18 protein-coding genes are annotated in these 22,862 nt (G+C 54.1%); 7 read left to right on the top strand and 11 right to left on the bottom strand.

From position 1 onward, the window contains the following. Nucleotides 1–18 precede the first annotated feature (18 nt). Nucleotides 19–2,232, top strand: coding sequence for a photosystem I core protein PsaB (psaB, locus tag H6G13_RS23610; protein WP_190487513.1), 2,214 nt, complete (start codon nt 19–21; stop codon nt 2,230–2,232). 78 nt (nt 2,233–2,310) lie between these two features. Here psaB and H6G13_RS23605 read toward each other — a convergent pair whose 3' ends face one another. Then, the gene (locus H6G13_RS23605; protein ID WP_190487512.1) at nt 2,311–3,765 is read right to left on the bottom strand and encodes a hypothetical protein; all 1,455 of its coding nucleotides are present in this window, start codon (nt 3,763–3,765) and stop codon (nt 2,311–2,313) included. 913 nt (nt 3,766–4,678) lie between these two features. On the opposite strand from H6G13_RS23605, the gene H6G13_RS23600 reads away from it, so the two are divergent. Together H6G13_RS23600 and H6G13_RS23595 are read left to right on the top strand one after the other, a co-directional pair. Next, nucleotides 4,679–5,419: a hypothetical protein gene (locus H6G13_RS23600; RefSeq protein ID WP_190487511.1), complete on the top strand. Its 741-nt coding sequence runs from the start codon at nt 4,679–4,681 to the stop codon at nt 5,417–5,419. A 213-nt stretch (nt 5,420–5,632) separates the two neighbouring features. Continuing rightward, nucleotides 5,633–7,081, top strand: coding sequence for an MFS transporter (locus H6G13_RS23595; RefSeq protein ID WP_190488292.1), 1,449 nt, complete (start codon nt 5,633–5,635; stop codon nt 7,079–7,081). Nucleotides 7,082–7,130: 49 nt separating this feature from the next. Here H6G13_RS23595 and H6G13_RS23590 read toward each other — a convergent pair whose 3' ends face one another. After that, a complete protein-coding gene (locus tag H6G13_RS23590; RefSeq protein ID WP_190487510.1) occupies nt 7,131–8,210 on the bottom strand; it encodes a hypothetical protein in 1,080 nt (359 codons plus the stop codon). A gap of 123 nt (nt 8,211–8,333) precedes the next feature. On the opposite strand from H6G13_RS23590, the gene H6G13_RS23585 reads away from it, so the two are divergent. The 3 genes from H6G13_RS23585 to H6G13_RS23575 all read left to right on the top strand — a co-directional run bounded on the left by H6G13_RS23585 (nt 8,334) and on the right by H6G13_RS23575 (nt 10,290). Continuing rightward, on the top strand, nt 8,334–8,876 hold the full coding sequence (locus tag H6G13_RS23585; RefSeq protein WP_190487509.1) for a hypothetical protein: 543 nt from the start codon (nt 8,334–8,336) through the stop codon (nt 8,874–8,876). 125 nt (nt 8,877–9,001) lie between these two features. Continuing rightward, the gene (locus tag H6G13_RS23580) at nt 9,002–9,277 is read left to right on the top strand and encodes a UBP-type zinc finger domain-containing protein (RefSeq protein ID WP_190487507.1); all 276 of its coding nucleotides are present in this window, start codon (nt 9,002–9,004) and stop codon (nt 9,275–9,277) included. Between the two features lie 104 nt (nt 9,278–9,381). After that, complete coding sequence (locus H6G13_RS23575; RefSeq protein ID WP_190487505.1) at nt 9,382–10,290, top strand: pirin family protein; 909 nt, start codon at nt 9,382–9,384, stop codon at nt 10,288–10,290. Between the two features lie 11 nt (nt 10,291–10,301). On the opposite strand, the gene H6G13_RS23570 is transcribed toward H6G13_RS23575, so the two are convergent. The 9 genes from H6G13_RS23570 to H6G13_RS23530 all read right to left on the bottom strand — a co-directional run bounded on the left by H6G13_RS23570 (nt 10,302) and on the right by H6G13_RS23530 (nt 21,951). Continuing rightward, nucleotides 10,302–10,892 (bottom strand): PEP-CTERM sorting domain-containing protein, encoded by a 591-nt coding sequence (locus tag H6G13_RS23570; RefSeq protein WP_190487503.1) that lies wholly within the window; start codon nt 10,890–10,892, stop codon nt 10,302–10,304. Nucleotides 10,893–11,338: 446 nt separating this feature from the next. After that, complete coding sequence (locus tag H6G13_RS23565; protein ID WP_190487500.1) at nt 11,339–13,036, bottom strand: GspE/PulE family protein; 1,698 nt, start codon at nt 13,034–13,036, stop codon at nt 11,339–11,341. A 123-nt stretch (nt 13,037–13,159) separates the two neighbouring features. Further along, the gene (locus tag H6G13_RS23560) at nt 13,160–15,055 is read right to left on the bottom strand and encodes an alkaline phosphatase PhoX (protein ID WP_190487498.1); all 1,896 of its coding nucleotides are present in this window, start codon (nt 15,053–15,055) and stop codon (nt 13,160–13,162) included. Between the two features lie 227 nt (nt 15,056–15,282). Next, nucleotides 15,283–15,786 (bottom strand): hypothetical protein, encoded by a 504-nt coding sequence (locus H6G13_RS23555; RefSeq protein WP_190487496.1) that lies wholly within the window; start codon nt 15,784–15,786, stop codon nt 15,283–15,285. Nucleotides 15,787–16,102: 316 nt separating this feature from the next. Continuing rightward, the gene (locus H6G13_RS23550; RefSeq protein ID WP_242028492.1) at nt 16,103–16,609 is read right to left on the bottom strand and encodes a sterol desaturase family protein; all 507 of its coding nucleotides are present in this window, start codon (nt 16,607–16,609) and stop codon (nt 16,103–16,105) included. A 545-nt stretch (nt 16,610–17,154) separates the two neighbouring features. After that, entirely contained in the window at nt 17,155–19,437 is a 2,283-nt protein-coding gene (locus H6G13_RS23545; RefSeq protein WP_190487492.1) for a hypothetical protein, read from the bottom strand. 143 nt (nt 19,438–19,580) lie between these two features. Then, entirely contained in the window at nt 19,581–20,309 is a 729-nt protein-coding gene (locus tag H6G13_RS23540; RefSeq protein ID WP_190487490.1) for a hypothetical protein, read from the bottom strand. Between the two features lie 18 nt (nt 20,310–20,327). Then, nucleotides 20,328–20,705 carry a hypothetical protein gene (locus H6G13_RS23535; protein WP_190487488.1) on the bottom strand — a complete coding sequence of 126 codons (378 nt, stop codon included), beginning with the start codon at nt 20,703–20,705 and terminating at the stop codon, nt 20,328–20,330. Between the two features lie 277 nt (nt 20,706–20,982). After that, entirely contained in the window at nt 20,983–21,951 is a 969-nt protein-coding gene (locus H6G13_RS23530) for an SDR family NAD(P)-dependent oxidoreductase (protein ID WP_190487486.1), read from the bottom strand. Nucleotides 21,952–22,114: 163 nt separating this feature from the next. On the opposite strand from H6G13_RS23530, the gene H6G13_RS23525 reads away from it, so the two are divergent. Further along, entirely contained in the window at nt 22,115–22,855 is a 741-nt protein-coding gene (locus tag H6G13_RS23525; RefSeq protein WP_190487485.1) for a dienelactone hydrolase family protein, read from the top strand. Nucleotides 22,856–22,862: the final 7 nt, after the last annotated feature.

Here is a 22,862-nt window from a genome sequence, read left to right as displayed (position 1 = left end):
AGGAATCCTTAAGAGACTATGGCAACTAAGTTCCCGAAATTTAGCCAGGGATTGGCAGCAGATCCGACCACTCGTCGGATCTGGTACGGGATTGCCACAGCCCACGACTTTGAAAGCCACGATGGCATGACGGAGGAGAATCTTTACCAGAAGATCTTCGCCTCCCACTTCGGCCACCTGGCAATCATCTTCCTGTGGACTTCCGGCAACCTGTTCCACGTCGCCTGGCAAGGCAACTTCGAGCAGTGGGTCAAAGATCCGCTCAATGTTAGACCCATCGCCCACGCGATTTGGGACCCTCACTTTGGTCAGCCTGCGGTGGACGCGTTCACCCGGGCTGGCGCTTCCAACCCTGTTAACATCGCTTATTCCGGGGTGTACCACTGGTGGTACACGATCGGTATGCGGACTAGCAGCGAGCTTTATGCTGGTGCTGTGTTCCTGCTGATCCTGTCTGCAGTCTTCCTGTTTGCAGGTTGGCTGCACCTCCAGCCCAAGTTCCGCCCTAGCCTGTCCTGGTTTAAGAATGCTGAATCTCGACTGAACCACCACTTGGCGGGTCTGTTCGGTGTCAGCTCTCTAGCTTGGGCCGGTCACCTGATTCACGTGGCGATTCCTGAGTCTCGTGGTCAGCATGTGGGTTGGGACAACTTTCTGTCCGTCAAGCCTCACCCGGCTGGTCTAGCTCCGTTCTTTACCGGCAACTGGGGTGTGTACGCCGCAGACCCCGATACCTCCAGCCATGTCTTTAACACGGCTCAAGGCTCGGGCTCGGCGATCCTGACCTTCCTCGGTGGTTTCCATCCTCAGACGGAGTCTCTCTGGCTGACGGATATGGCCCACCACCACCTGGCCATTGCGGTGATTTTCATCGTTGCGGGCCACATGTACCGGACTAACTTCGGTATTGGCCACAGCATCCGGGAAATCCTCAAGGCTCACCGTCCGCCCGAAGGCACTCCCTTTGGCGGTGCGCTGGGCGCAGGCCACAACGGTCTCTATGACACGTTGAACAACTCCCTGCATTTCCAGCTATCGCTGGCTCTGGCTGCTCTAGGTGTGGTCACCTCTCTGGTGGCTCAGCACATGTACTCCCTGCCACCCTATGCGTTTATGGCGCGGGACTACACCACCCAGGCTGCGCTGTATACTCACCACCAGTACATCGCTGGCTTCATCATGGTGGGTGCCTTTGCCCACGGCGCGATCTTCTTGATCCGCGACTATGATCCGGCTGCGAATAAGAACAACGTGCTGGATCGGGTTCTGCAGCACAAGGAAGCGATCATCTCTCACTTGAGCTGGGTCTCTCTGTTCCTGGGCTTCCATACCCTGGGCCTTTATGTCCACAACGACGTGGTGGTTGCCTTTGGTACCCCCGAGAAGCAAATTCTGGTTGAACCGGTATTTGCGCAGTGGATTCAGTCGGCTCACGGTAAGCTGCTCTACGGCATGGATACCCTGCTGTCCAATCCCGATAGCATTACCCAAACTGGTGCGGCTTGGCTGCCCGGCTGGCTAAATGCAATTAACAACAGCAGCAACTCTCTGTTCCTGCCTATTGGCCCTGGTGACTTCCTGGTGCACCATGCGATCGCACTGGGTCTGCACACCACCACCTTGATCTTGGTCAAGGGTGCGCTGGATGCTCGTGGCTCCAAGCTGATGCCGGACAAGAAAGACTTCGGCTACAGCTTCCCCTGTGACGGCCCTGGCCGTGGCGGCACCTGCGACATCTCTGCGTGGGATTCGTTCTACCTGGCCATGTTCTGGATGTTGAACACCATTGGTTGGGTCACCTTCTACTGGCACTGGAAACACCTGAGCCTGTGGTCTGGTAACTTAGCCCAGTTCAACGAAAACTCCAACTACCTGATGGGCTGGCTACGGGACTACCTGTGGCTCAACTCCTCTCAGCTAATCAACGGCTACAACCCCTATGGCATGAACTATCTGGCCGTTTGGTCTTGGATGTTCTTGTTCGGGCACCTGGTCTGGGCTACCGGATTCATGTTCCTGATCTCTTGGCGGGGCTACTGGCAAGAGCTGATTGAGACCATCGTGTGGGCGCACGAGCGTACGCCTCTGGCAAACCTGGTTCGCTGGAAGGACAAGCCCGTTGCACTGTCCATCGTTCAGGCTCGTCTGGTGGGCCTAGCTCACTTCACTGTGGGTTACATCCTCACCTACGCGGCCTTCCTGATAGCCTCAACCGCAAGTCGCTTCGGCTAGGCTGATTACAGGTCAATAGAGAAAACCGCTTCAGAGTCTAGCTCTGAAGCGGTTTTTTAATAGCAACCCGTCTCAGTCTTACTGAGCAGGTGGGATAAACTCCAACACGGTGACGCTATCCGGCACGTCTATGCTGAGGCGAGAACTGCTTCCCTCCAAGGAGTGTCTGCCAAAAGTGAACTGGCTGTTGTACTTATGGAGCGCCTGAGGTCGGGAGCCCGCAGGCAGCACGACAGTGACCTTATCAGGACTAGGGGTGAAGTTGCCCTGAGTTGGGTTGAAGCTTTCTACCTCCTGCCACAGCAGCAGGTAGTAGCGATTGTTGCTCTTTTGCAGCAGCAAATGACGGGTATTGGCATCTTTGCCCTCAAACGAGAGGTTAATAGCTCTCAAATTGACTGCTGGGGCATTCCAACGTTTTTCCGTCTTGGACCAGGTGGCTTCGCCCAGCAGCTTGTTCAGGCTTTTTACAGCGTGATAGCTAGGCTTAGGCCGCAAGCTGTACTGCTGCCAGCCGTTGACTGTAGTTGAAGTCTTCTGAGCGGCAATCAAGCCCCAGCCATCAACTCCGCCTGTTACCAGGTTATAGAGATAGGTACGAGAGATTTTGCCGCTACGGAAGTACTCAGCGATCAGCCTGGAGGTGTATTTGGCAGCTGTCGCCTCACTGAGTTCTTTATTGTTGCCGGTTCTGGTGAAGTAGCCTGTCTCTGTGACCCAACTCTTCTTAGTGCCTACACAGTCAGAGACGTTGTCTAGGTGCCAGCCTAAGTTAGAGGAAGGCGGCTTCATGTAAGGGTAGTTGGGGTAGGAGTGAAGATTGCCATAGGTTGACACGTTGCTGAGAGAGCCCAGCGGGGAACCACAGTAAGGCGTATGTACCAGCGACGGCATCAGAATTGGCAGAGAAGCTAGGACTGAGCTGGCCCTGACCTTTTGATGAATGGCCGCCTGATAGGCGCGGAGGTTGGTTGACCAGTTGGGGTCGCGCGAACTCTGGTGATGGTGCATGTCGTACTCATTTGGCCCTTCGGTGGCCTCTAGTAGACTGCGCACAGGGATGGCCTGACCATCGAGGGAAATGGTTCCCTTGGCAAACCAATCAACGTAGGACTGAATTTTTGAAGTGTCTAAAACATTGTTGTTGCGAGTGTCAATACCAGTGAGAAAGCGGATGCCGTTGTCGCGGTAAAGCTGCGCCAGTCGAGGATTGACATAGGTAATGTTGGGCTCCAGGCTGGGGTTGGGAATGCGATCGCGAACGTGGCGAATACCCGTATTAACCAGCAGTTGGCGGATGTTTTGGGCCGGATCTGGGTTATCCCAGTTGCTGGCTGTAGGCCAATCTGTGTAGCTCAAACGGGTGTTGATGCCAACAGAATCTACAAAGGCATCGGCTGACTTGGGTGTTTCTGTAGCCGCTGGAGTTGGAGCGGCGTAGCAAGCTAAAAGGCTAAGTGAAATTCCGGCAGCTAAAAAAGTGGGTAGGCGAAGGCTCGCCTTTCCAAGCTGTTTTATTGAGTTGGCAAGCATTAAGATTTCCTGTCTTGATAAGTAATGGTTTTCTTTGCTTTTTGCTTGAAGCAAGGAGCCATACACCCGAGCCTCAATTTAATGAGAGCCTTTCTGATTGTTGAGATAGCGGAAATTCAGAACAAAATATCAAACTGCTAAGCTGAAAGGCCATGTTCACAAGCTATCCACAGCATTCTTAGTAACTGCTGAATGGGGTGAGGGGAGTGGCCCCTCTGTGAGGGGAATGACCCCTCATCGCCTTATCCAGAGATAGCTTGGGAAGCCTATAGCCTGCAGAGAACATAAATATCTTGTCAGATGAACTCCTTATCTACCTAACGATTATTCCCCTTAACTTGTTAATTTGACTACGTAGAACTGCCCAAATAAATATGTAATCTTTACACCTCTACGGATGAGCTCTACTGATTATTCTGTATTTGGGGCCTGAAACAGGCTATTTCTGCCCGCTGTAACCAGTAGACGTTGCAATCACAGCATCCCTACCCCCCTCGGAGCCGATAACTGAGCACGATGAGAGGCTTGTGGCTCTCTCGGATATCTGGCTTATGCGCCAATTACGGGGCAGGGTATTGATTTTTGGGGTGAAATTGAACTAAGTTTAAGGCTGAATTAAGGAAAGAATAAGAATTTTGGAACAGTTGAGCGAATGCAGCAGTCAAAGAAGGTACTCGCTACCTAAAAAGCTTTTGAACTGACCGCCTTAACTAAGGCTTGAGTCACTAGCTACAGTCTTTCGCTTTAGCAGAGAAGGCTTCTGACCTCACGAAAGTAGGATGCTTGCACCAAAGATTCTGAGTTACAGAGTCTAGTCACAAGCTCTCTACTATTTAGGGGGTCAGCTTGCCATGCTCTTTGCAGCAGTTGTAGGGACTGCTTGTTGTAAAAAGTTTAAGTTGACCTCTGCAATATGAATATCCAGATTTCCTCAAACAAGCTTGTACGCAATTTAATTCTTCTAGGAGTAGCTCTATCTCTAATTAGTCTATTTATTCAAGGTGTTCAATATTTTTCAAGCTTCAGCATTCATCCCAAAATCGTATTTTATTTGAATGTAGATGCTGAGAATAATGTGCCCACCCTGTATTCCTCAGCTTTGTTGTTCCTAAGCTCAGTGCTGCTGTACACAATTGCAGTGGCGGCTAGGGGCGCTCGAAAGAAGCTGTATTGGCAGGGCCTTGCCCTAGTTTTTCTGTTTTTGAGCGTGGATGAGTTGCTGCAGCTCCACGAGAACATCAACGGTCTATTAAACAGTACAACTCAGGCTGGAGACAGCATTTCCGGCTCAGGTCGTTGGGATGTTTTTAGCCTGATGCTGTTTGCGGTGGTTAGCTTGAGCTACTTTAGATTTTTCCTGGCATTGCCTCAACGGGTTAAGCGCTTGTTCTTTGTGGCGGCTGTATCTTTTGTGGTCGGAGGAGCTGGTATTGAGTTTATAGGAGTTAATTTTTTCCCAGATATTTACCACCAGCCGATCTTTTTGGCAGAAGTCATTTCAACTGTAGAAGAGTTTTTAGAGATATTAGGAACCTGTCTGTTTATCAGCGGATTACTTGCATATACGCAATACGAATTGAAGGCTATTCGACTAGAATTTGCTTCTGTTCCTAAGAATGGAGTGCTTCAAGAAGCTGAAAAAGCTTCTGTTTAAAGAGGCTGAAAGGAGCCTTTAACCCCACGCAGAGCGTTAATACTCTTTAGGGCAGGCGACTTGGCCCTAGCGTCTCAATTAATCTGTTGTCTTGCACTGCAGCTATACTCCATACGGTGCAGTCTCTGTGAGGCAGCTCATAGGAGCATGTTTGCAGTGAACGGTTGGAGAGGAAGGCTACAGGAGAAGTGAGGGATTTAAATCATGCCTGACATGGTTCAGGTGCAGCCCCAGTCCTTTGAGCAGCGCCTTGATCAAGCTCCCATTACGCGGGTGATGTGGCTATTGTGGGCGCTGTCGGCAGGATTGATTGCCCTAGATGGCTTTGACTTTTTCATCATTGGGGTGGCACTGCCCTTTCTGGAGCGGGATTTTGATCTGGGGCCGGGACAGGTGGGCGCGATCGCAGTTTCTGCCATTGCTGGTTCTCTCGTCGGCTCGCTAACGCTGGGACCCATCACCGATCGGGTGGGGCGACAGCGAATGCTGGTGGTAGACATTGGCCTATTTGTGGTGGCAACTCTAGGGACAGCGCTAGCCTGGAATGCGGCCTCTCTGATTGCCTTTCGCTTTCTGGTGGGAGTGGCCATTGGCGCAGACTATCCCATCAGCGTGGCCTACATTACTGAGAATGTGCCGTCGCGCTGGCGCGGTCGCATGGTAATTGGGGCGTTTACGTTTCAGGCGGTCGGGGCAATGCTGGGTGCGATCGCAGGTTTGGCTGTGCTGCATCTATTTGAAGTTTTCTACCCCGGCTCTTTGGAGATGGTGGTGCGCTATAGCTGGCGCTGGATGCTGGGCATTGGGCTGGGGCTGGCGATCGCAGTGGGCCTGCTGCGGCTCAGCTTTTTGCTGGAGAGCCCCCGCTATCACATCGCTCGCGGCGAGTACGAAGCTGCCTCCAAAGCGGCTTCTCTGCTGCTGGATGAACCCATGACGCTGACGCCTGAAACTGATCCGCAGCAGCGCGAACCGGCCTTGCCCTACAGCGCTATTTTTTCTGCTCGCTATCGGCGCGGTACTTTGCTGGCCTCGGTGCCCTGGTTTTTGCAAGACATTGCTACCTACGGTATCGGTATTTTCACCCCAACTATTCTGGCGGCGCTGGCCTTTGCTGGGGAGACCGATTTTCTGCATCAGTCAATCGCGTCGGCCAAAGGGTCAGCCTTTGTGGACCTGTTCCTGATTGCTGGGTTTTTAATTGCGGTGCTGCTGGTTGAGCGGGTAGGGCGCATGCGGCTACAAATCGTGGGATTTGTGGGCATGGCTGCTGGCTTAGTTATTTTGGCAGCGTCCCAAGGCGCGTCTACAGACACAATCCGTCTGGGTCTGGTCTTTGCTGGCTTTTTGGTGTTTAACCTAATGATGAACGCCGGTCCCAACGCCACTACATTCTTGCTGTCGGGTGAGGTGTTTCCTACGGCGATTCGAGCCAGTGGGGCTGGGTTTGCGGCTGCGATCGCAAAGGCCGGAGCCGTTCTAGGTACCTTTGGCCTGCCGATTTTAGAAAACCGCCTCGGCGTGTCTTGGCTGCTCTTGGTTCTAGCTTTGATTTGCCTGCTAGCAGCGGTTTTAACCTTTGCTCTACGACTGGAAACCACGGGCCTTTCTTTAGAAGCGGTTGATGCCGCTCAAAAGTCAAAAAGCGCTGAAAAATCTTGACTAGCTAAGGACAGCTCCAGCAGGTTAGAGACGAGTTCAGGGCTGACGGCTACTCGGCAGTTTCCAGCCAAATCGGCAGTTGATTTACCTGCTCAACCGTCAGCTCGTAGTATGTCTGCTTCCCATTTACCGCCTCTTCACCAAAATAGCCCCGATCGCCATCGTGCTCATGAGGACCGCTCTCTATGGCTGTATAGCGATTCTGACGTCGCGCTCGGTTGTAAGGTGAGGCAAAGGTCCACCGCCAGCGGTGGGGAAAAACAATGCCACCAATGTTTTCAACCCAGTCGTGCTCACCTCTGAGGTGATACATATGGTCAACGGTTTCAAAGCCCTCATCGCCATTGAATACGCCCCCTAGGGAAACGACTGTAATGTCCACCGGCAGCCACTGCCCGAGGTGAGGCGATGCGGCCAGAGCTACCTGCACACCGCCACTGGTGCCGATCAAAATGAGCTGAATGGGCTGGTCGACAGAGCTGGGCAGAGCCTGCTGCTGATCCATCTGCTCAACAATTTGCAGGGCAATTCCCCGATTGTAGGCAGGTCCGTAGCGATTATCGGCAGAAATAGCCATACGCCAGAGATTTCGGATGCGTAGCAGAGTCTCGGCTAAATCCACCCAGCCCTCGGCCTTCTTCACTACTCCCTGCAGATACCTAAAAACTTGCTGCCCTCCCACATCTGGATTGGCAGCTGAGTAGGGAAAGACGCCGCTCAGCGCGACGCAACCTGCCTGCTCTTGGGCCAGTCCTTGGAGGAATTTCTCTTCGCCTGAGGCCAACTCGTTGGCTGAGGTATCGCCCACGCCTGTCAAAAATACGATGTAGCAGGCTGGCTCTGAGGCTGTTCGGGCACCATCAGCATCTTGGGAGGGATCAAACGCGCGATGGTTTAAGACTGGCCCCGAGGGACTACCGCGGCCGTCTTCGCCAGCCTCGCTATTGATCCCATTTGTTAGCTGCCGAACCCGCTTCTCCACTGCATCAGCACCGCCCCCCAACCACCAGACCAACGTTCCTACCGGAGCCACGGTACCCCAGGCCAGCAGCAGCACTGCTACAAACAGGAGCAAGCCAAATCCACCATGTCGCAGCCAGCGCAGGATGTTACCCAGAAAACTTATCATTCAACTGGAGTTTCCTTGAACGACAAACAGGCTGACCCTACCTTTAACCAACTTCTGCCAGAAAACGTCGTCCTAAGGGCACAAAACCAGAGCTAGCAAATGTTGCTGTAAGGAATGCCAAAAATGGGACTCAGAAAAGTCATGTGTCAGGTGCTGACGCTTGATCCTGACTATGCCGAAACTACCACAGGTGTTGAACGGGCTCGGCACTTGGCTCAACGGGTCGTTATTCTGGCGGCAATTTCCCATGCTCTAGGCAGCATTGTCATTCTATTGATTTACCAGATTTCCTGGCCGCTGCTGCTGCTAGGTTTTGCAGTGAATGGAGCCGCCCTCTGGGCCGGCTACCCCGTTTGGACATTTACGGTGATGAAGCTGGGTCAGCTGCTAAGACTGCGCTCACCCGCCTACCGGCAGATCCTCCCTCCCATTGGGCTTGCTCACGTCCCGCAGATGCTTAACTTTTTGACGGTGGTGCCCCTCTTGGGCAGGCCGATTGAAATTGGGCTGGCGGCTTGGAGCCTGTTAGCTGCAATTGTGACAATTCAGCGGCAGTTTGACGTGCGCTATCGCACTGCGATCGCATTGTGTAGCCCCGGTTGGCTCTTAGTGCAGGTTGCCATTGGGACAGTGCAGGTGCTGGTGCAGCGGGCCGCAGAGCCGTAGGCAAAGAGCCAAGAGGCAAGCTCTTTCCTAAGAGGTTGGCCTAACTACACTGCATTTCTGGCCTACCCCCTACAATGGTTAACACTCAACGAGCAGCCTCACCTAACACCCCAGTAGGAACCCCTATGGCCTGCCAGCACCTCAATCACCTGACTTCGGAAAATATTATTCCTAAGGCCAACTACCCCACATTCCGCTGTGAAGAGTGCACGCGAATCAATGGCCGCTGGGTGCACCTTCGTATCTGCCAAGACTGCGGCCAGATGCTATGCTGCGACTCCTCAGAAAATCAACATGCTCGCCGCCACTACGAAGCCACAGGGCACACCGTCATTAGCTCAGCAGAACTTGGGGAGCAGTGGCTGTGGTGTTTTGCAGATGAGCAGATGAAGAGCTATTGAAGCCGCCAGCGGTAGCTCAAGCTGCGCTTTTTGCCGCTGGCATTGGTTGAGTCATTCGTCTGCGTCAGCAACTCAACCTCGCACCTACCCCTTCAAACCTCACTATGACTGATCCCCTTCAGTACCTACCCCTTCAGCACCTAATAGAGCCCCATGTTCAGGACTTAGGCGGGTTTCAGGCTCGCCGCCTGCTGCCCTCAGAGGTTCTTGACATGGTAGGTCCTTTTATCTTCTTTGATCACCTCGGACCGGCCACCTTTCCTCCCGGCAAGGGGGTAGATGTTAGGCCCCATCCCCATATCAACCTGGCTACTGTGACCTATCTGTTTGAAGGTGTTTTCCTACACCGCGACAGCGTTGGCAGCGTGCAGGAAATTCATCCGGGGGCCGTGAACTGGATGACAGCGGGGCGAGGTATTGTCCACTCAGAGCGCTCCCCCGACTCAGCCCGCACCCAGGAATCGACACTGCATGGCATTCAGACCTGGGTAGCCTTACCCGATGAGCACGAGGAAACAGACCCGTGGTTTCGCCACCACCCGGCAGCAGACCTGCCCACTTGGGAGGAGGGAGGCGTTACATTCACCTTGATTGCTGGGGCAGCCTTTGGGCGCACCTCGCCCGTCCAGACGTTTTCTCCCATGATCTATATAGATGCCCAGATGTCTCCCGGCGCGCAATTTAAGCTGCCGAGTAACTATAGTGAGCAGGCAGTTTATAGCGTCACCCCAGGACTCGCCCTTAATAGCACTCCACTGGCGCAGCATCGGCTAGCCGTATTAGCCTCAGGCGCAACGGTCGAGATTGGCTGCAATGGTTCCGCTCGCTGTATTATCGTGGGCGGCGAACCCGTCGGGCCTCGAATTAAGTGGTGGAACTTTGTCTCCAGCCGCCGCGATCGCATTGAGCAGGCCAAGCGAGACTGGCAAGAAGGGCGCTTTGACCCAGTTCCTCAGGAAACCGAATTTATTCCCCTGCCAGAGGAGCCAAAGCGCCAGGAACAGCCGCTGTAAAATTGGGCTACTTAAACAGCCTGCTTTTGACGCTGGAGAGTAGCCGCGCCAGCCCCCACCAGAGCGAGTAAACCCAATAAAGTTGCGGGCTCAGGAACGGGGGTTGGATCTGAAACCGCAATAGCGCCCAGAGTTGAACTGGAGTTTCCAGTTGCCAGAAACTCGGTGCCATCGTCGGCGTATGAAATCACCAGCAGCGCCTGTAGATCAAGAACTTCATTGCCAGAAGCGGAAGTAAAAAAGCCTTGATCGAGCCCATCTAGATCGACAAGATCCAAGCCGATGGGCTGATTAGGGGTGCCATTGACGTAGAAACTTGGATCAAAGTCCGTCGTTCCTGCCCCACTAGAGGCAATCGAAAAGGCGGGCACCACACTGTTGCCGCTCCAGTTCCAGATCCAGGACAGCATCTCATCAATCGATACGATACCGTCTAGGGCGTCTTCTTCTCTAGCAGAGAAGGTGCCTGAAATAGAGCCGCCGCCCTCTTCTTCCCACCAGCCGGTATATTCAACGTCCCAGGCAAAAATGGCAGCATTAGCCGGTGTAGCCAGTGCAGAAAAACCTAAAGCTGCTACAGCAGCCAGAGCAAAGTGCTTCATAAAAACATCCAGTAGCAAACACTGTGGGATTTATGCAAGCAGTCTAAATCATTGGCTAAAAAAACGAAGTGTTTAATAACACTTCAAACAGGTTTATAGTCAACTACTGCCGTAAGATTTGAGCGGCTTCTGATCTTCTAGGGTGCGAGTTTAGGATCGCCTAATATCTGTGCTTCAAGGTGCTCAGTGGATGGTCGTAAATAAACGATGCTGTAGTAGCCTGAAATGTCTTAAGCAGGGCATTAAGTGGATTGAGCTGTAGCTTGCTTGTGCTTGGCCGTGTGAAGCGAAAACTAGTGCTGGAGGGGATTTTGGTTTCACTGGGCTTGACCCAACCTACCGTTTTGGACGTGGTGGGCATTGTGAGAATTTGAAGCTGCTTATGTGGGAAGTGCTAAGGTCAACCGCGATAAGAGCCCTTTTTGGTGATGCTGTATCCTAACTTTTTAGGTGGCGGCGACAGCTGATGTTTCTGCTGTATTGGGCAAGAGCTGAATGTAGTCAGAATCGCCGCTGGTGTGTCGGATCAGGGCGCTGCGAGGCAGCACTCTAAGCACCTCTTCGACGGTAGTCACGCCTGTCAGTACCTTCTCAATTGCCGCAGTCCGAAAAGACATGAAGCCGACTTTGTGGAGGTGGCGGTGGAGTTGGGTCATGGTGCCGTCGTACATGATTTCGCGGATGCGATCGTCTACCTCTAACAGTTCAACAATCGCTTCCCGTCCCAGGTAGCCTGACTGAAAACAGTGGCTACAGCCTTTTCCTCTCTGCCAGTTGGCTTGGGCCAGCTGCTTTTTGTCGAGCCCCAAGAGCTTAATTCCTTGGGGATTGGGGCTGGTTGGTTCAGTGCAGTGGGGGCACACTCGGCGCACCAGCCGCTGGGCCACGACTCCCAGCAGTGCGTCGCTAATTAAGCCAGTGTCGGGGCCGATGTCTTTGATGCGGGGAATGGCTCCTACGGCATCATTGGTGTGGAGGGTGGTAAATACCAGGTGTCCGGTTAGGGCTGCCCGAACTGCGGTCTCTGCGGTGGCGTGATCTCGCACTTCCCCAACCATGATGATGTCAGGGTCTTGCCGGAGAATTGCCCGCAGTCCGGCGGCAAAGGTCATGCCTGCGGCTTCGTTGACTTGAGTTTGGGTAATGCAGGGCAGCACGTACTCCACTGGGTCTTCTACCGTCACCACATTGACATCTTCGGTAGCAATTTCCTGCAGGCTGGTGTAGAGCGTGCTGGTTTTTCCTGAGCCGGTGGGGCCGGTGAAGATAATTAGGCCCTGGGGCTGCTGTAGCCAGGTTTTGTAGGTCGCCAAAGCTTTGGGCGGAAAGCCTAGCTTGTCGATGGTGGAAAACGGATTTTGGCGGGGCAACAGCCGGACTACGGCTTTTTCGCCGCCTACGCAGGGCAGGGTGCTGACCCGCATATCCATGTCTAGACCCACGTCTTGGCCTAGGGCGTACTGCTCACCGATCCGGCCGTCTTGGGGGCGGCGGCTGTCGGCGATATCCATGCTGGCCATGACTTTGAGGGCGACGACTACTCGCCGACCAATATCCAGCGGCAGGGTAGTGATGTTGCGCAGTACCCCGTCGATGCGGTAGCGCACCCGCAGCCCAGCTTCGGTAGGTTCTAGGTGAATGTCGCTGGCTCGGTGTCGCAGGGCACTAGAGATAACGGCTTTAATGCGCTCTAGCTGGCCTTCGGCTTTGGCTAGAAAGATTTCTGTGGTTTCTCCTACGTCTTCCTGCATCTGCTCCCCGGTGAGGGGATCTAGCAGCGGGTTGGCGTGGATTTGGCTCATGTCGACTGAGCGGCCGTGGTGCCAGGCGCGATAGCTCTTAGCGGTGATAGGGACGATACGGATATCGCTAAGACTGCGATCGCACAGCTGCTGCACCACCTCCTCAGAAACTGCCATTGGGCTGCCTAAGTAAAAGCAGTTTTGCCACAGCAGCAGCGGGATCACGGGCGGCAAGGCCTGCCCCGAAAAGAGCTGGAAAAAGCGGCTGCAAACCTCTTCATCTAGCAGCGCCAGATTTAGGCTGCCCTGCTCGTTGCACAGCAGCTTAAGTGCGCCTTCACAGGTGATTTCTCCTCGCTTGAGCTGCCGCCAGGCAGAAATGGGCCAAGGGGGGGTTTGCATGCGATCGCATCCTCAATGACAGTCTGAGCCAAATACTCTGGGCTGCAGCAAATGCGGCCCAGAGTATCCAGTCAGAGGTTACCCGCTATATCGACTGAAAAACCGGCTTTTAAGATCCGGCTCTTATGAACCGATAATGCCGCCATCCTTCTTCGTAATCACGATCGTCGCGTCACGAGGAATTCTGCCGCTGCCGGTGGGTGCTGGGAAATTGGTCAGAGTGGGGTCGCCATCGCCCGGATGCTGGAGGTTGACGAACATGGTGCGTCGATCAGGCGTAACTGTAATGCCGGTCACTTCACAGCTCGTGACCCCAGCGAAGATGCGACGAATCTCACCCGTGTTTGTGTCGGCCACCAACATCTGGTCATTGAGCTTCACGCCGTTGACTTCTGGCTGATCTCCGTCAGTCTGAATAAACAGACGGCCATCGGAGTCACCCCAGAGACCATCAGGGCTACCAAAGGCACTTTGATCAATGTTGTGGGTGTCTTTGGCGAGGACGAAGATTTCCCACTGGAACGTGGTGCCTACGTGGTCATCGCTGTCGCGCCACTTGATGATGTGGCCAAAGGGGTTGGGGGCCAGCGGGTTAGCCGGGTTGGTGGTGTCGGCAGTACGTCGGGTGTTGTTGGTTAGAGTGCAGTACACATCGCCGCCCGTGGAAGCTGCGATCCACTCAGGACGATCCATCTTCGTTGCGCCTACGGCATCGGCAGCCAGACGAGTATAGGTCAGCACTTCAGCCTGGTTGCTAAACTTAGCCCGAATCGCCGGATTGCTCGTGGTCAGCTCGATCCAGTTGCCGGTGCCGTTGTCGTTAAACTTGGCAACATAGAGCTTACCCTGATCTAGCGGGCTGATGCCGCGAGCCTGCATCGACCGCCAGTTGCTGTCGGACACAAACTTATAGATGTAGTCAAAGCGCTCATCATCACCCATGTAAACCACGGCACGACCACCCCGGCCCACTACCAGCTCAGCATTTTCATGCTTAATGCGGCCCAGTGCGGTGCGCTTGACCGGCGTTTGAGAGGCATCGTTGGGATCAATCTCAACCACCCAGCCGAAGCGGTTTTCTTCATTTCTGTAGCTGGGGTTGGAGAGATCAAAGCGAGGATCAAACAGGTGCCAGCCATAGCCAAAACCCTCAGCAGCAAAGCCGTAGCGGGTTTGGGCCTCGGTGGGAGTCCACTCGCCAGTAGCGCCGAAGTAGCCGTTGAAGTTTTCTTCGCAGGTGAGGTAGGTGCCCCAGGGGGTCTTGCCATTGGCACAGTTATTCACGGTGCCGAGGGGGGCGTTGCCTGCAGACGTTCGTAGCAGAGGGCTGTTGGCAGCAGGGCCACTGAAGCTGACGGGCGTATTGACATGGATACGGCGAGCATTTTTGCCGCTGACGACCTGCCACTTGCCGCCGGTCTTTTTGATCTCAACAACGGCCACTCCGTGGGCGTGCTGAGAGAGGCGCACATCCTCCAGGCTTTCAGGGGCATCTTTACCTAGCACGTGGGGATTTGTCCCGAATTCGTGGTTGATCGCCAACATGCCGTGGTCATTGCTGTTGCCGATGGGAAAAAACCACATGCCATCGTGGCCAATGCCCACTTGCTGGGTCTGCTGCGCTGCCGTAGGACGGCTGTTAGGATCACCCGTGTACTCGGGGCCGCCGGGCTGAATCGAGGTGCCCCAAGGGATCAGCACCTCATACTGGTAGGCCGACGAAATAGTGGGCACAGGGCCGACAGCATTGGCAGCGGGCACAGCTGGGAAGCTAAACAGGCGGCGACCGGCTTGTGCGATCGCATTGCTTGCTCCGGCACCCGCTTGACCAGATTGCGGGGCGGTGGCTGCCGCTGCAGCTTGAACCAGCATCTTGTTGCCAGCTAGAGCTGCTAAAAAGCCAGTGGCTGAAAGCGCTGCGCCGCGAGCGAGCACGTTACGACGAGACATCCGAGCCCGGAGCACGTCTTCAAAAGAGCGGTTGCCCGACCGATTACTAATACCATTGTCGTGAATCACTTGCACTCTCCTCTCATGTTTTAACCCGTTGTCTTCGAACCGACTGACAACACAATTAGGAACAGAATTCGCCTGCTTTCAACTCAGCCCAAAGCAAACACAACCCAGTTCCAAGCCTGAATTTGTCACACAAAACTATGCTTCGACCCTTGGAAAATTCTGAAGATTTGCTGTTAACAAGCAGCCATGCCGAACTGTTAGCGACCTATTGACTGCATTAGACAGAATTAATCCAAATAGCTGAGGTAGGGCTGAGCAGCTACCCCAGTCAGGCGACCTTGATCAAAGGCTGCATCAATCTGGGCCACTTGGCCTAGTGAACTGATACCAACCGGGCTGATGTTTCCCGACCGGCCTGAGCTACTGGCGATAGTCGTGTTCTCCGTTTCCTCATGGCGCTGAAGCAGCGCGTGGGAGGCATTGTAGTACCGGGTCCAAGCGCTTACTTGGGGGTTTTCCTGCCACTGAGTTCGAGAAACTGCTGTAGTCAGAATGGGAACAATTTCGCCATGCCGATCACCTACTATCACCACCTCAACCTCTGACGAGCTGGCGCTCTGGCTGAAGTGACGGCTGACTAAATCACTTGCCATCGACTCTGCCTGGGTAGTCAAATCACCCGGCATCATTTGGCCATAGACAGACATCTCAATGATGATTCTTTCAGTTTCTGCACGGGCAGGCTGAACCCCTTGGCCCAAAAACCAGAAAAAACATACTGCAGCCGTCAAAAACTGGCCAAGTAAAGCTCGGCTCAGCCCTGAAGCTGAAAATCGACATGAAACCATACAGAGAAAGAAAGACGGTTTAGAGAACACATAGAGGCATTTCTTTGGCCCGGGTTTAATGCTCTCATGCTTAGCTCAACCAAGGGTAAAGCTAGGGTTAAGTAAAGGTCAATAGATACTAAAAACGCCTCAGTACTGGAGGGTATCGAGGCGTTTTAAAATGATGCAGTTAATGAGCCGTTTGTCTACTGGTTATGCTTAGAAAAATATAAACATATAGACATCCTTGTCCTTCACCTGGTTAAGAAACGCCACAGCGTTACTCCTCGTCAGGGCTTTGCGTTCCCAGCAACCTATCCCAGAAAGTGAAATATAGGCCGAAGTGTTGAGAATGCCTGCGATGGTGAAGACCATGATGGCTGGGGCCGATTAGCCATTTTCCCAACCATTGGCTCAAGAAAAACGATGAGGTGATGGTAAACCCAAGATGATTCCAAACCGCCCACACCGTCATGGTCAGAAGGATGGCAATCACCGTGACAAGATGGAGCGGGAGAATGAAAACTATCGCCACAAAGAAAAGAGCTTGAATAAGTGCCTCTGGCAGGTCGAAGGCAAAAGAGGTCCACGGTGTTGAAACAACTGAGCGGTGGTGACCGCTGTGGACCCACTTAAAAACATTGGGATGGTGGAACGCTCGATGGATAAAGTAGAAGTAGGTATCCTGCAGAAAAAGAGTTGCAAAAAAGCTAATCCCTAGATACCAGGTTCCGTACTGGCGCACATCGCTGTACAGGAGCGTCGAACCCTGCTCGTAGGCTTTCATGACTAAGGCAGAGGCGAGGGCGAAAACGACGGCAGAGAGTAGGGACAGCCCGATATCTCGCTGAATTGAAGCCACTGTTGGCGGTAGTCGTCGTCCTTGTCGAAGTGCAAAAGACTGCTTTGGGGGGAGATAGAAGACGCAGTAAGTTAACCCCGAAATCAGTAGATAGCGGAGCAGAATCAGTCCTAGAAAGAAAAATCCGTAATAGCTAAAGGAGTGCGCTGCCAATTCTAATGTTTTCCCCGCTGGAGTTGGCCTGTTTTCACCTGCAGAAAGATACTACCCTGTTTAAAGCGTTTCCTAGTCTAGTAAGAAAGCTGTTGCCGTAAGATTCTACGGCCCATCGTATTATCTCCCTTTATTAAAGGCAGCAGGGGGGATCATGAACCCGGACTTCTTATTAGCTTTGTAGTAATCCCTCCCTTTGTTAAGGGGCTGGGGGGAGCGCAAACTCGCAGTACACAAGGGCGCGAAGACCGTGCCCCTACAACGGGCCTGTTCAAGGTAGGGTCAGGTTTCCTGACCCTGTGCAGGACTTAAAATCGTTAGCGGTAACAGTTCATCTCCTGGATTACCTGTTGCCTCAGTGCACTGCTCTCCAGCGCTTGAACCACTTGCTCGGCCTCAGAACGTTGGCCAATCTGGGTATACCTCAGCGCGATCGCACCCAAAAAGCTGCCCCGATCGGCGTTGTCATCGAAGCTGAGTGGATCCTCTCCGCTTCGAATCACGACGGTCTGCGACTCCTCTCCTGGGATAGTGCGAGTCGTTTGGAAGGCTTGGTTAAGCACATCCGCTGCGGCTTCTGGTCGTCCTAGATAGATGTGGCGATCGGCAGCGGCAACTAGCCAGCGCGTTTTCACGGCCGGATCTTCTAGCTGATCTAGAACGGTGAGGACTGTTGCTAAGTCCCCAGCTGCAAGCGCCTTTTCGATCACATCATTGAGCTTATGAAGCTGCTCAAGGGCTTCTGGAATGGCCTGGGCAACCTGAAGCGCCGCCTGATAGTGGTTGGCAAAAATCAGCTGCTCGGCAACCGTTCGCAGGCTAAGAGATCGGCTAGAGACGTCTTCTATCGATTGAGCTGCTGTAATTGCCTGGTTGAGCAATTGGGTGGCTGGTTCGGGCTGTCCGGCTGTTAGGTGGGCCTGTGCGATCGCACCTAGAACCTCAACTCTCGTGTAGGCATCGGTAATCTCATTGGCAAACTGCGTCGCCTGATTGAACAGCGCTGCTGCCTGCTCGGACTGCCCTAACTGCGCGAGCTGGGCCGCCATCGCCGCCAAGCTCCGTGGCCGCAAACTGAAACTAAGGTTGTCTTGCTGTGCGATCGCAAGGGCTCGATCAAAGTCGCCAGCCTGCACAAACCCGCTCGCAATCTGCGGAAACAGGCGATCGCGCCAGCTCACAAAGCTGGGCGGAATCTGCTCTGTGAGTTGCAGGGCAGCATCATAGCGGTTTTGGGCAATTGCCTGCTCTGCTAGTAGAGTCAAGACATTAACTCGCTCAAACGGCGCTTCGTCTCCGGGCTGAATCGTTTGGGCAATTCTCAGGGCATAGTCGTAGCGTCCGCTCTGAGCAGCCTGGTCAATTAGCTGCTGCCGCACACTGTTGCGGTTGCTATCTTCTGGAATGGCGGCTAGGGCCTCAAGCACTTGGTCCAGGCGAAGGTCAGCATGATCTTCCTCTCCGGCTTTGGCATGGAGCAGTGCGATCGCACCCAAGGCTGGGGCCTTGACGAATGGGTCTTTGATAGTTTGAATGGTGCCGCCTGCAGCCACGACTAGGCCCCCCGCTTCAACATAGTGCTGCGCTACCCTCGCCAGCGTTGAGTCCGCATCTTCCCCCGCAGTAGCCAGTGCAACAGCCTGGGCATAAATTCGGGCAGCTTGTTGGGGTTGCTGTGTCGTGAGCCGACCGGCGAGAACGGCCTGGGCTACCGCTTTTTGCGTGTTTGGCTGAATGGTTTGTGCGACTTCTAAAGCCCGATCGACCTGTCCGGCCTCACCGTACCCGCCTACAACGCTGAGAATTGCGTTGGAGGGGTGGTTCGGCATCGGAATCATGCGAAGGGCCTGCAGCGCCAGGTCGGGCTGACCGGTTTGGGCGTATAAGCTGGCAATCTGCTCCAAAGCCACCGCCTGACGGTAGGGTTCGGCGGGAAAGGCTTTAGTAGACTCTAGCGCTTGGGCTAGTAAGGGCACTGCTGTTTCTACTTGATCAACCTGGATATAGGCGGCTGCGATCGCACTGAAGGCCATCGTTTGAAATTCAGCGCCATGAATTGACATGCTCGCTGACAGGGCCTCGGCCAACGCTTGACGGTTTTGGCCGGGCTGTCCCAACCCAGTGTAGTAGTCGGCCAAAGCCAGGAAGGTTCGGGTTTTAGACGCGCTGTAGCCGCTGCTCAGGCTCTGAGTTGTTTCTACTGCCGCGGCTAGCACGGCTATAGCGGGCTGCGGCTTCTCGGTGGGAACAGTCTGCACCAGGCGCTTCAATATGCCGGTATGGGCAGAGTTTTCGTTCACACTGCCGACCAATCGCTCCAGCAGATTGACTTTGGCAGGCGAGTTTTCCATTGCCTGGATGTTTTGCAGGGTGCGAACCAGCAGCAGGGCAGCGTGATCAAGCTGCCCGCTGTTGAGCGATTGCTCTGCCTGGTCAATGGCTGCATTGAGCAAGGTTTCTTGCGCTATTTGGCGCTCTTCCCGACAATCTCGTGGAGAAGCGACAGGAGTAGCTTGAGCTAACATCAGGGCCGCTGCCGCATTAGACTGCACTGCCAAACCGCTGACGCTCACAAGGCTCAGGCACAGGAGCGTGCCCATTCTTCTAAAGATGCTGTTAGTAAATTGCATCACGTTAGTTAACCGTCCCCTATAGATACTGGAACTGAAAAAGACGCCAAAAATCCTGGTTGCCAACTTCAGTAGAAGCGGCTACTCAAAACCTCCGTTCTACCTAGGCAAGCTTATTGAGAAAACAGGGCCGCGATGTCTCCTTGAAACTGCGTTTCCGCGCAGTCAGAATCGCAGGAAACATTGACTTGCAAGGTGCGATCGCTTAGCCAGGTAAAGCTGCTCAAATCAATAGCGGCAAGCATTTGGTCAAACATTTGGCTATCGCCGGTCTGTAGGTCAAGCGCCACAAACCAGGTGACCCCCTCCATAGATTCTGCAAATACGGCGTAGCGTTCATCTGCCGACCACTGCACCCAATCCTGCCCGCCATATTTTGCAATGCTTATTTTCTCAGCCGTTTCAGCCTGACGATCGACGAGAAAAACGGCCCAACACAGCCCTGCCTCATCTGCAGAACCTTCGCAGGCTTTAACAATATTGAAGCGGCCTGATGGCGACGGATCCGACACAATTAGCTGTTGAGCATAGGTGTCAGTGCCATCGCTGACATAGCTCACAGGAATCTCATTCAGCAGCGGTTTCTCCTGATACAGCAGCTGTCCATCATCGGTAAAGGTCAGCCCGTGTACAGTCTCGCCCTTCAAAATGACGGCCCACTGCTGTATGCCTGCCACACTCGGCGCGGCTACATCTGTCGCAGTAGAGGCCGCCGTGTCAGTGTGTTGCTGAGAGTTGGGGCTGGTACAGCCAGCGATCGCACTGCTAAACAGCAGGCAGCCCGCAACAAGAGAGGAGAGCAATCGCGCTTTTCTGAAGTGAGTTTTCAAAGGAACGTTCATCTGGATCGCTCTCGGCGTCTATAACAAATCAATCCGGCTATCGTGGATCCAGCAGCTGAGATCGCCGTTGTAGAACCAAGACTCCCCACTGCTATCAACTTGGCGGCGACTAATCTCGATAAAAGAGCTGCCGGGAAAACGGGTGACAACGCTACCCCAAGGGGCAACCCGGCAGTTGGTTTGCTCCCACTCAGCGCCCTCAATTTTTCCCATGCGGGGAAAGGTATCGGCATCGTCTGGCAAGTTTTCGGCTTCGTGGTAGATATTGTCTGGAGGCGGGGTGTTTGGGCTGTCTTGCTGCGGTAAAGCAGGCAGTTGAACCAGGCCAATTGCCATTCCCAGCACTGCACTGCTGCACCAGATTTTCCTAAAGACCAGCCCTCTGAGGAAAGGCATAAGTACCCGTCTAAATAGCAATTAGGTTAAATCGCAGCCCACAGTGCTCCCACCGTCCTCTCTAATTGAATTAGAGATTCCCCTTGAGATGAGCCTAAACCCGCGATAGAGGCTTAGGGTTGCTGTATGGTCAGCTAGCTTAAGTGTCCTATTACCAATTTTCTAGATAGCCGTTACTCATCAACCCATCCACTTTCCCACCCCCTATCTGCCGCACTTCCTTCTGGAATTGGTATAAGGGGGCGGCAAGCCTAAAGGGATACACCAGCCATATCTGCTAAGCCTTAGGCGATCCCAAAGCCCCCATCAGCAGCAGCGGCCACGGCACTTCTAAATCGGGTACCCACTCCGGATGCTGCCTCAGGGCAGGTACGGCAAAGGGCAGCACAAACCGCAGAGAACGCAGGGAAGCAGGGCGGTTGCCGTTCTCATCGACGATGCCAAATTCTCGGGCCAGTTCCGCGACAATTTGCACCTGCCCAGTGCGGCGCAAGATATTAGGGTCGCTAGCCAGAGCGGCAATGATTCTTCCGGTTAAAAGCGGGGTTTCCCAGTTGTAGCCTTCTCGGATAGAGGCGGCTTGAGGGTCGGCAGAGACAGCTTCTAGCTCAGCGGCAAACTGGGTCATTAGCTCGGTGCCAACGATACCGGGCCAAAGGGAGAGCGAGGCAACTTTGTGCGGCTTTAGTTCAACGGCCATATCCGCTGCCATGCGATCGCAACCCGCCTTCCCCGCGCCATAGGGCACCCCAAAAATGTAGGACAGACCACCCCAGGAAGAGAGCGTGCAGATCAACCCCTGCTGACGCGGCACCATCAGGCGGGCAGCATAGACACTAGCGACATAGTGGCTACGCAGACCTACGTTGTTGCTGGCGTCCCAAAAGCTAGGCTCAGATTCCCAAAAGGGTTTGCCGTAGGCAGCTTTGAGGGCAGACACCCCAGCATAGGCATTGTTTACCAGCAGATCCAGCCGTCCCGACTGCTCCGACTCGATCCGATCAAATAGCGATCGCACCTGCCCATCATCACTGTGATCTACCTGCACCGGGATACAAACGCCCCCAGCCTGCTCAACGGCAGAGCCAGTCGCTTCTAGAGAACCCTCTATCGAATCGGTGGGCGTTAGCGTGCGGCCTGTAATGTAGACCGTTGCCCCAGCCTCGCCTAGGCCAATGGCAATGCCTTTGCCAAGGCCCCGAGTGGCCCCGGTCACCAGCGCAATTTTACCCTCAAGCCGCTTCATGATCAGTGCCCTTGCTACGGTCCGTAATTTAGCAGTTTACGGTGTTGGCACCTTTAAAACCCCTGCTGTTGGAGCGATAGAGCCTCACTCTTCGAGATTGGTCAACAGCCGTCTCGATGCAGGCCCTCTATAATCCGGGGAGACGCCTCTGGGGAATGAGCCTGTGCAGGTTAAGCAGCAAAACATTGGATTAACGGTCGATGACAGCCTGATGCGGGTGTATGTCGCCTCTCCTGAACCCGCTGGCCAATATCCCGGCATTTTGTTCTATTCCGATATCTATCAGCTGGGCCGGCCCATGACGCTGCTGGCGGATCGTTTAGCGGGCTATGGCTTTGTGGTAGCAGCGCCCGAAATTTTCCATCGCCTAGAGCCCGTCGGCACCGTCATCGAACCCGATGACCTAGGACGACTGCGCGGCAATGACGCAGCCCGACGCACTGAAATTGCCCAATACGATGCTGATGCCTTGGCTCTGCTGACCTGGCTGCAGGCCGATGGTCAGGTTGCCGCCGATCAAATCGGCAGCTTGGGCTTTTGCATTGGCGGGCATCTAGCGTTTCGCGCGGCTTTTCGAAGTGAGGTAAAAGCGGCGGTGTGCTGTTATCCCACCGGAATTCATAGCGGCAAACTGGGGCGGGGCGTCGCCGATACAATTGAGCGGGTGAGTGAAATCAAGGGGCAGGTCTTGACCCTCTTTGGCATGCTCGATCCCCATGTGCCCCCTAAGGGTAGAGAGAAAATTTTGCAGGCTCTAGAAACCGCCCAGGTTCAGCACCAAACGCTGCTTTATGAAGCCAACCATACCTTCATGCGAGATGACGGCTACCGCTATGATCCGGTTGCTACTGATGCGGCCTGGGTAGAGATTGTGACGTTTCTAGCGCAGGCATTTGGTCGTTGAGGAAGAC

This window comes from Pseudanabaena sp. FACHB-2040 (assembly GCF_014696715.1).
Taxonomy (GTDB): Bacteria; Cyanobacteriota; Cyanobacteriia; order Phormidesmidales; family Phormidesmidaceae; genus JACVSF01.
Note: the sequence above shows the minus strand (reverse complement) of the source record. Positions and strands in the feature narration are given on the sequence as shown.

Excerpts from the sequence above, each read along its gene's own strand:
- psaB (WP_190487513.1), top strand. The coding sequence starts at position 19 with ATGGCAACTAAGTTCCCGAAATTTAGCCAGGGATTGGCAGCAGATCCG.
- H6G13_RS23605 (WP_190487512.1), bottom strand. The coding sequence starts at position 3,765 with ATGCTTGCCAACTCAATAAAACAGCTTGGAAAGGCGAGCCTTCGCCTA.
- H6G13_RS23600 (WP_190487511.1), top strand. The coding sequence starts at position 4,679 with ATGAATATCCAGATTTCCTCAAACAAGCTTGTACGCAATTTAATTCTT.
- H6G13_RS23595 (WP_190488292.1), top strand. The coding sequence starts at position 5,633 with ATGGTTCAGGTGCAGCCCCAGTCCTTTGAGCAGCGCCTTGATCAAGCT.
- H6G13_RS23590 (WP_190487510.1), bottom strand. The coding sequence starts at position 8,210 with ATGATAAGTTTTCTGGGTAACATCCTGCGCTGGCTGCGACATGGTGGA.
- H6G13_RS23585 (WP_190487509.1), top strand. The coding sequence starts at position 8,334 with ATGGGACTCAGAAAAGTCATGTGTCAGGTGCTGACGCTTGATCCTGAC.
- H6G13_RS23580 (WP_190487507.1), top strand. The coding sequence starts at position 9,002 with ATGGCCTGCCAGCACCTCAATCACCTGACTTCGGAAAATATTATTCCT.
- H6G13_RS23575 (WP_190487505.1), top strand. The coding sequence starts at position 9,382 with ATGACTGATCCCCTTCAGTACCTACCCCTTCAGCACCTAATAGAGCCC.
- H6G13_RS23570 (WP_190487503.1), bottom strand. The coding sequence starts at position 10,892 with ATGAAGCACTTTGCTCTGGCTGCTGTAGCAGCTTTAGGTTTTTCTGCA.
- H6G13_RS23565 (WP_190487500.1), bottom strand. The coding sequence starts at position 13,036 with ATGCAAACCCCCCCTTGGCCCATTTCTGCCTGGCGGCAGCTCAAGCGA.
- H6G13_RS23550 (WP_242028492.1), bottom strand. The coding sequence starts at position 16,609 with ATGAAAGCCTACGAGCAGGGTTCGACGCTCCTGTACAGCGATGTGCGC.
- H6G13_RS23545 (WP_190487492.1), bottom strand. The coding sequence starts at position 19,437 with ATGGGCACGCTCCTGTGCCTGAGCCTTGTGAGCGTCAGCGGTTTGGCA.
- H6G13_RS23540 (WP_190487490.1), bottom strand. The coding sequence starts at position 20,309 with ATGAACGTTCCTTTGAAAACTCACTTCAGAAAAGCGCGATTGCTCTCC.
- H6G13_RS23535 (WP_190487488.1), bottom strand. The coding sequence starts at position 20,705 with ATGCCTTTCCTCAGAGGGCTGGTCTTTAGGAAAATCTGGTGCAGCAGT.
- H6G13_RS23530 (WP_190487486.1), bottom strand. The coding sequence starts at position 21,951 with ATGAAGCGGCTTGAGGGTAAAATTGCGCTGGTGACCGGGGCCACTCGG.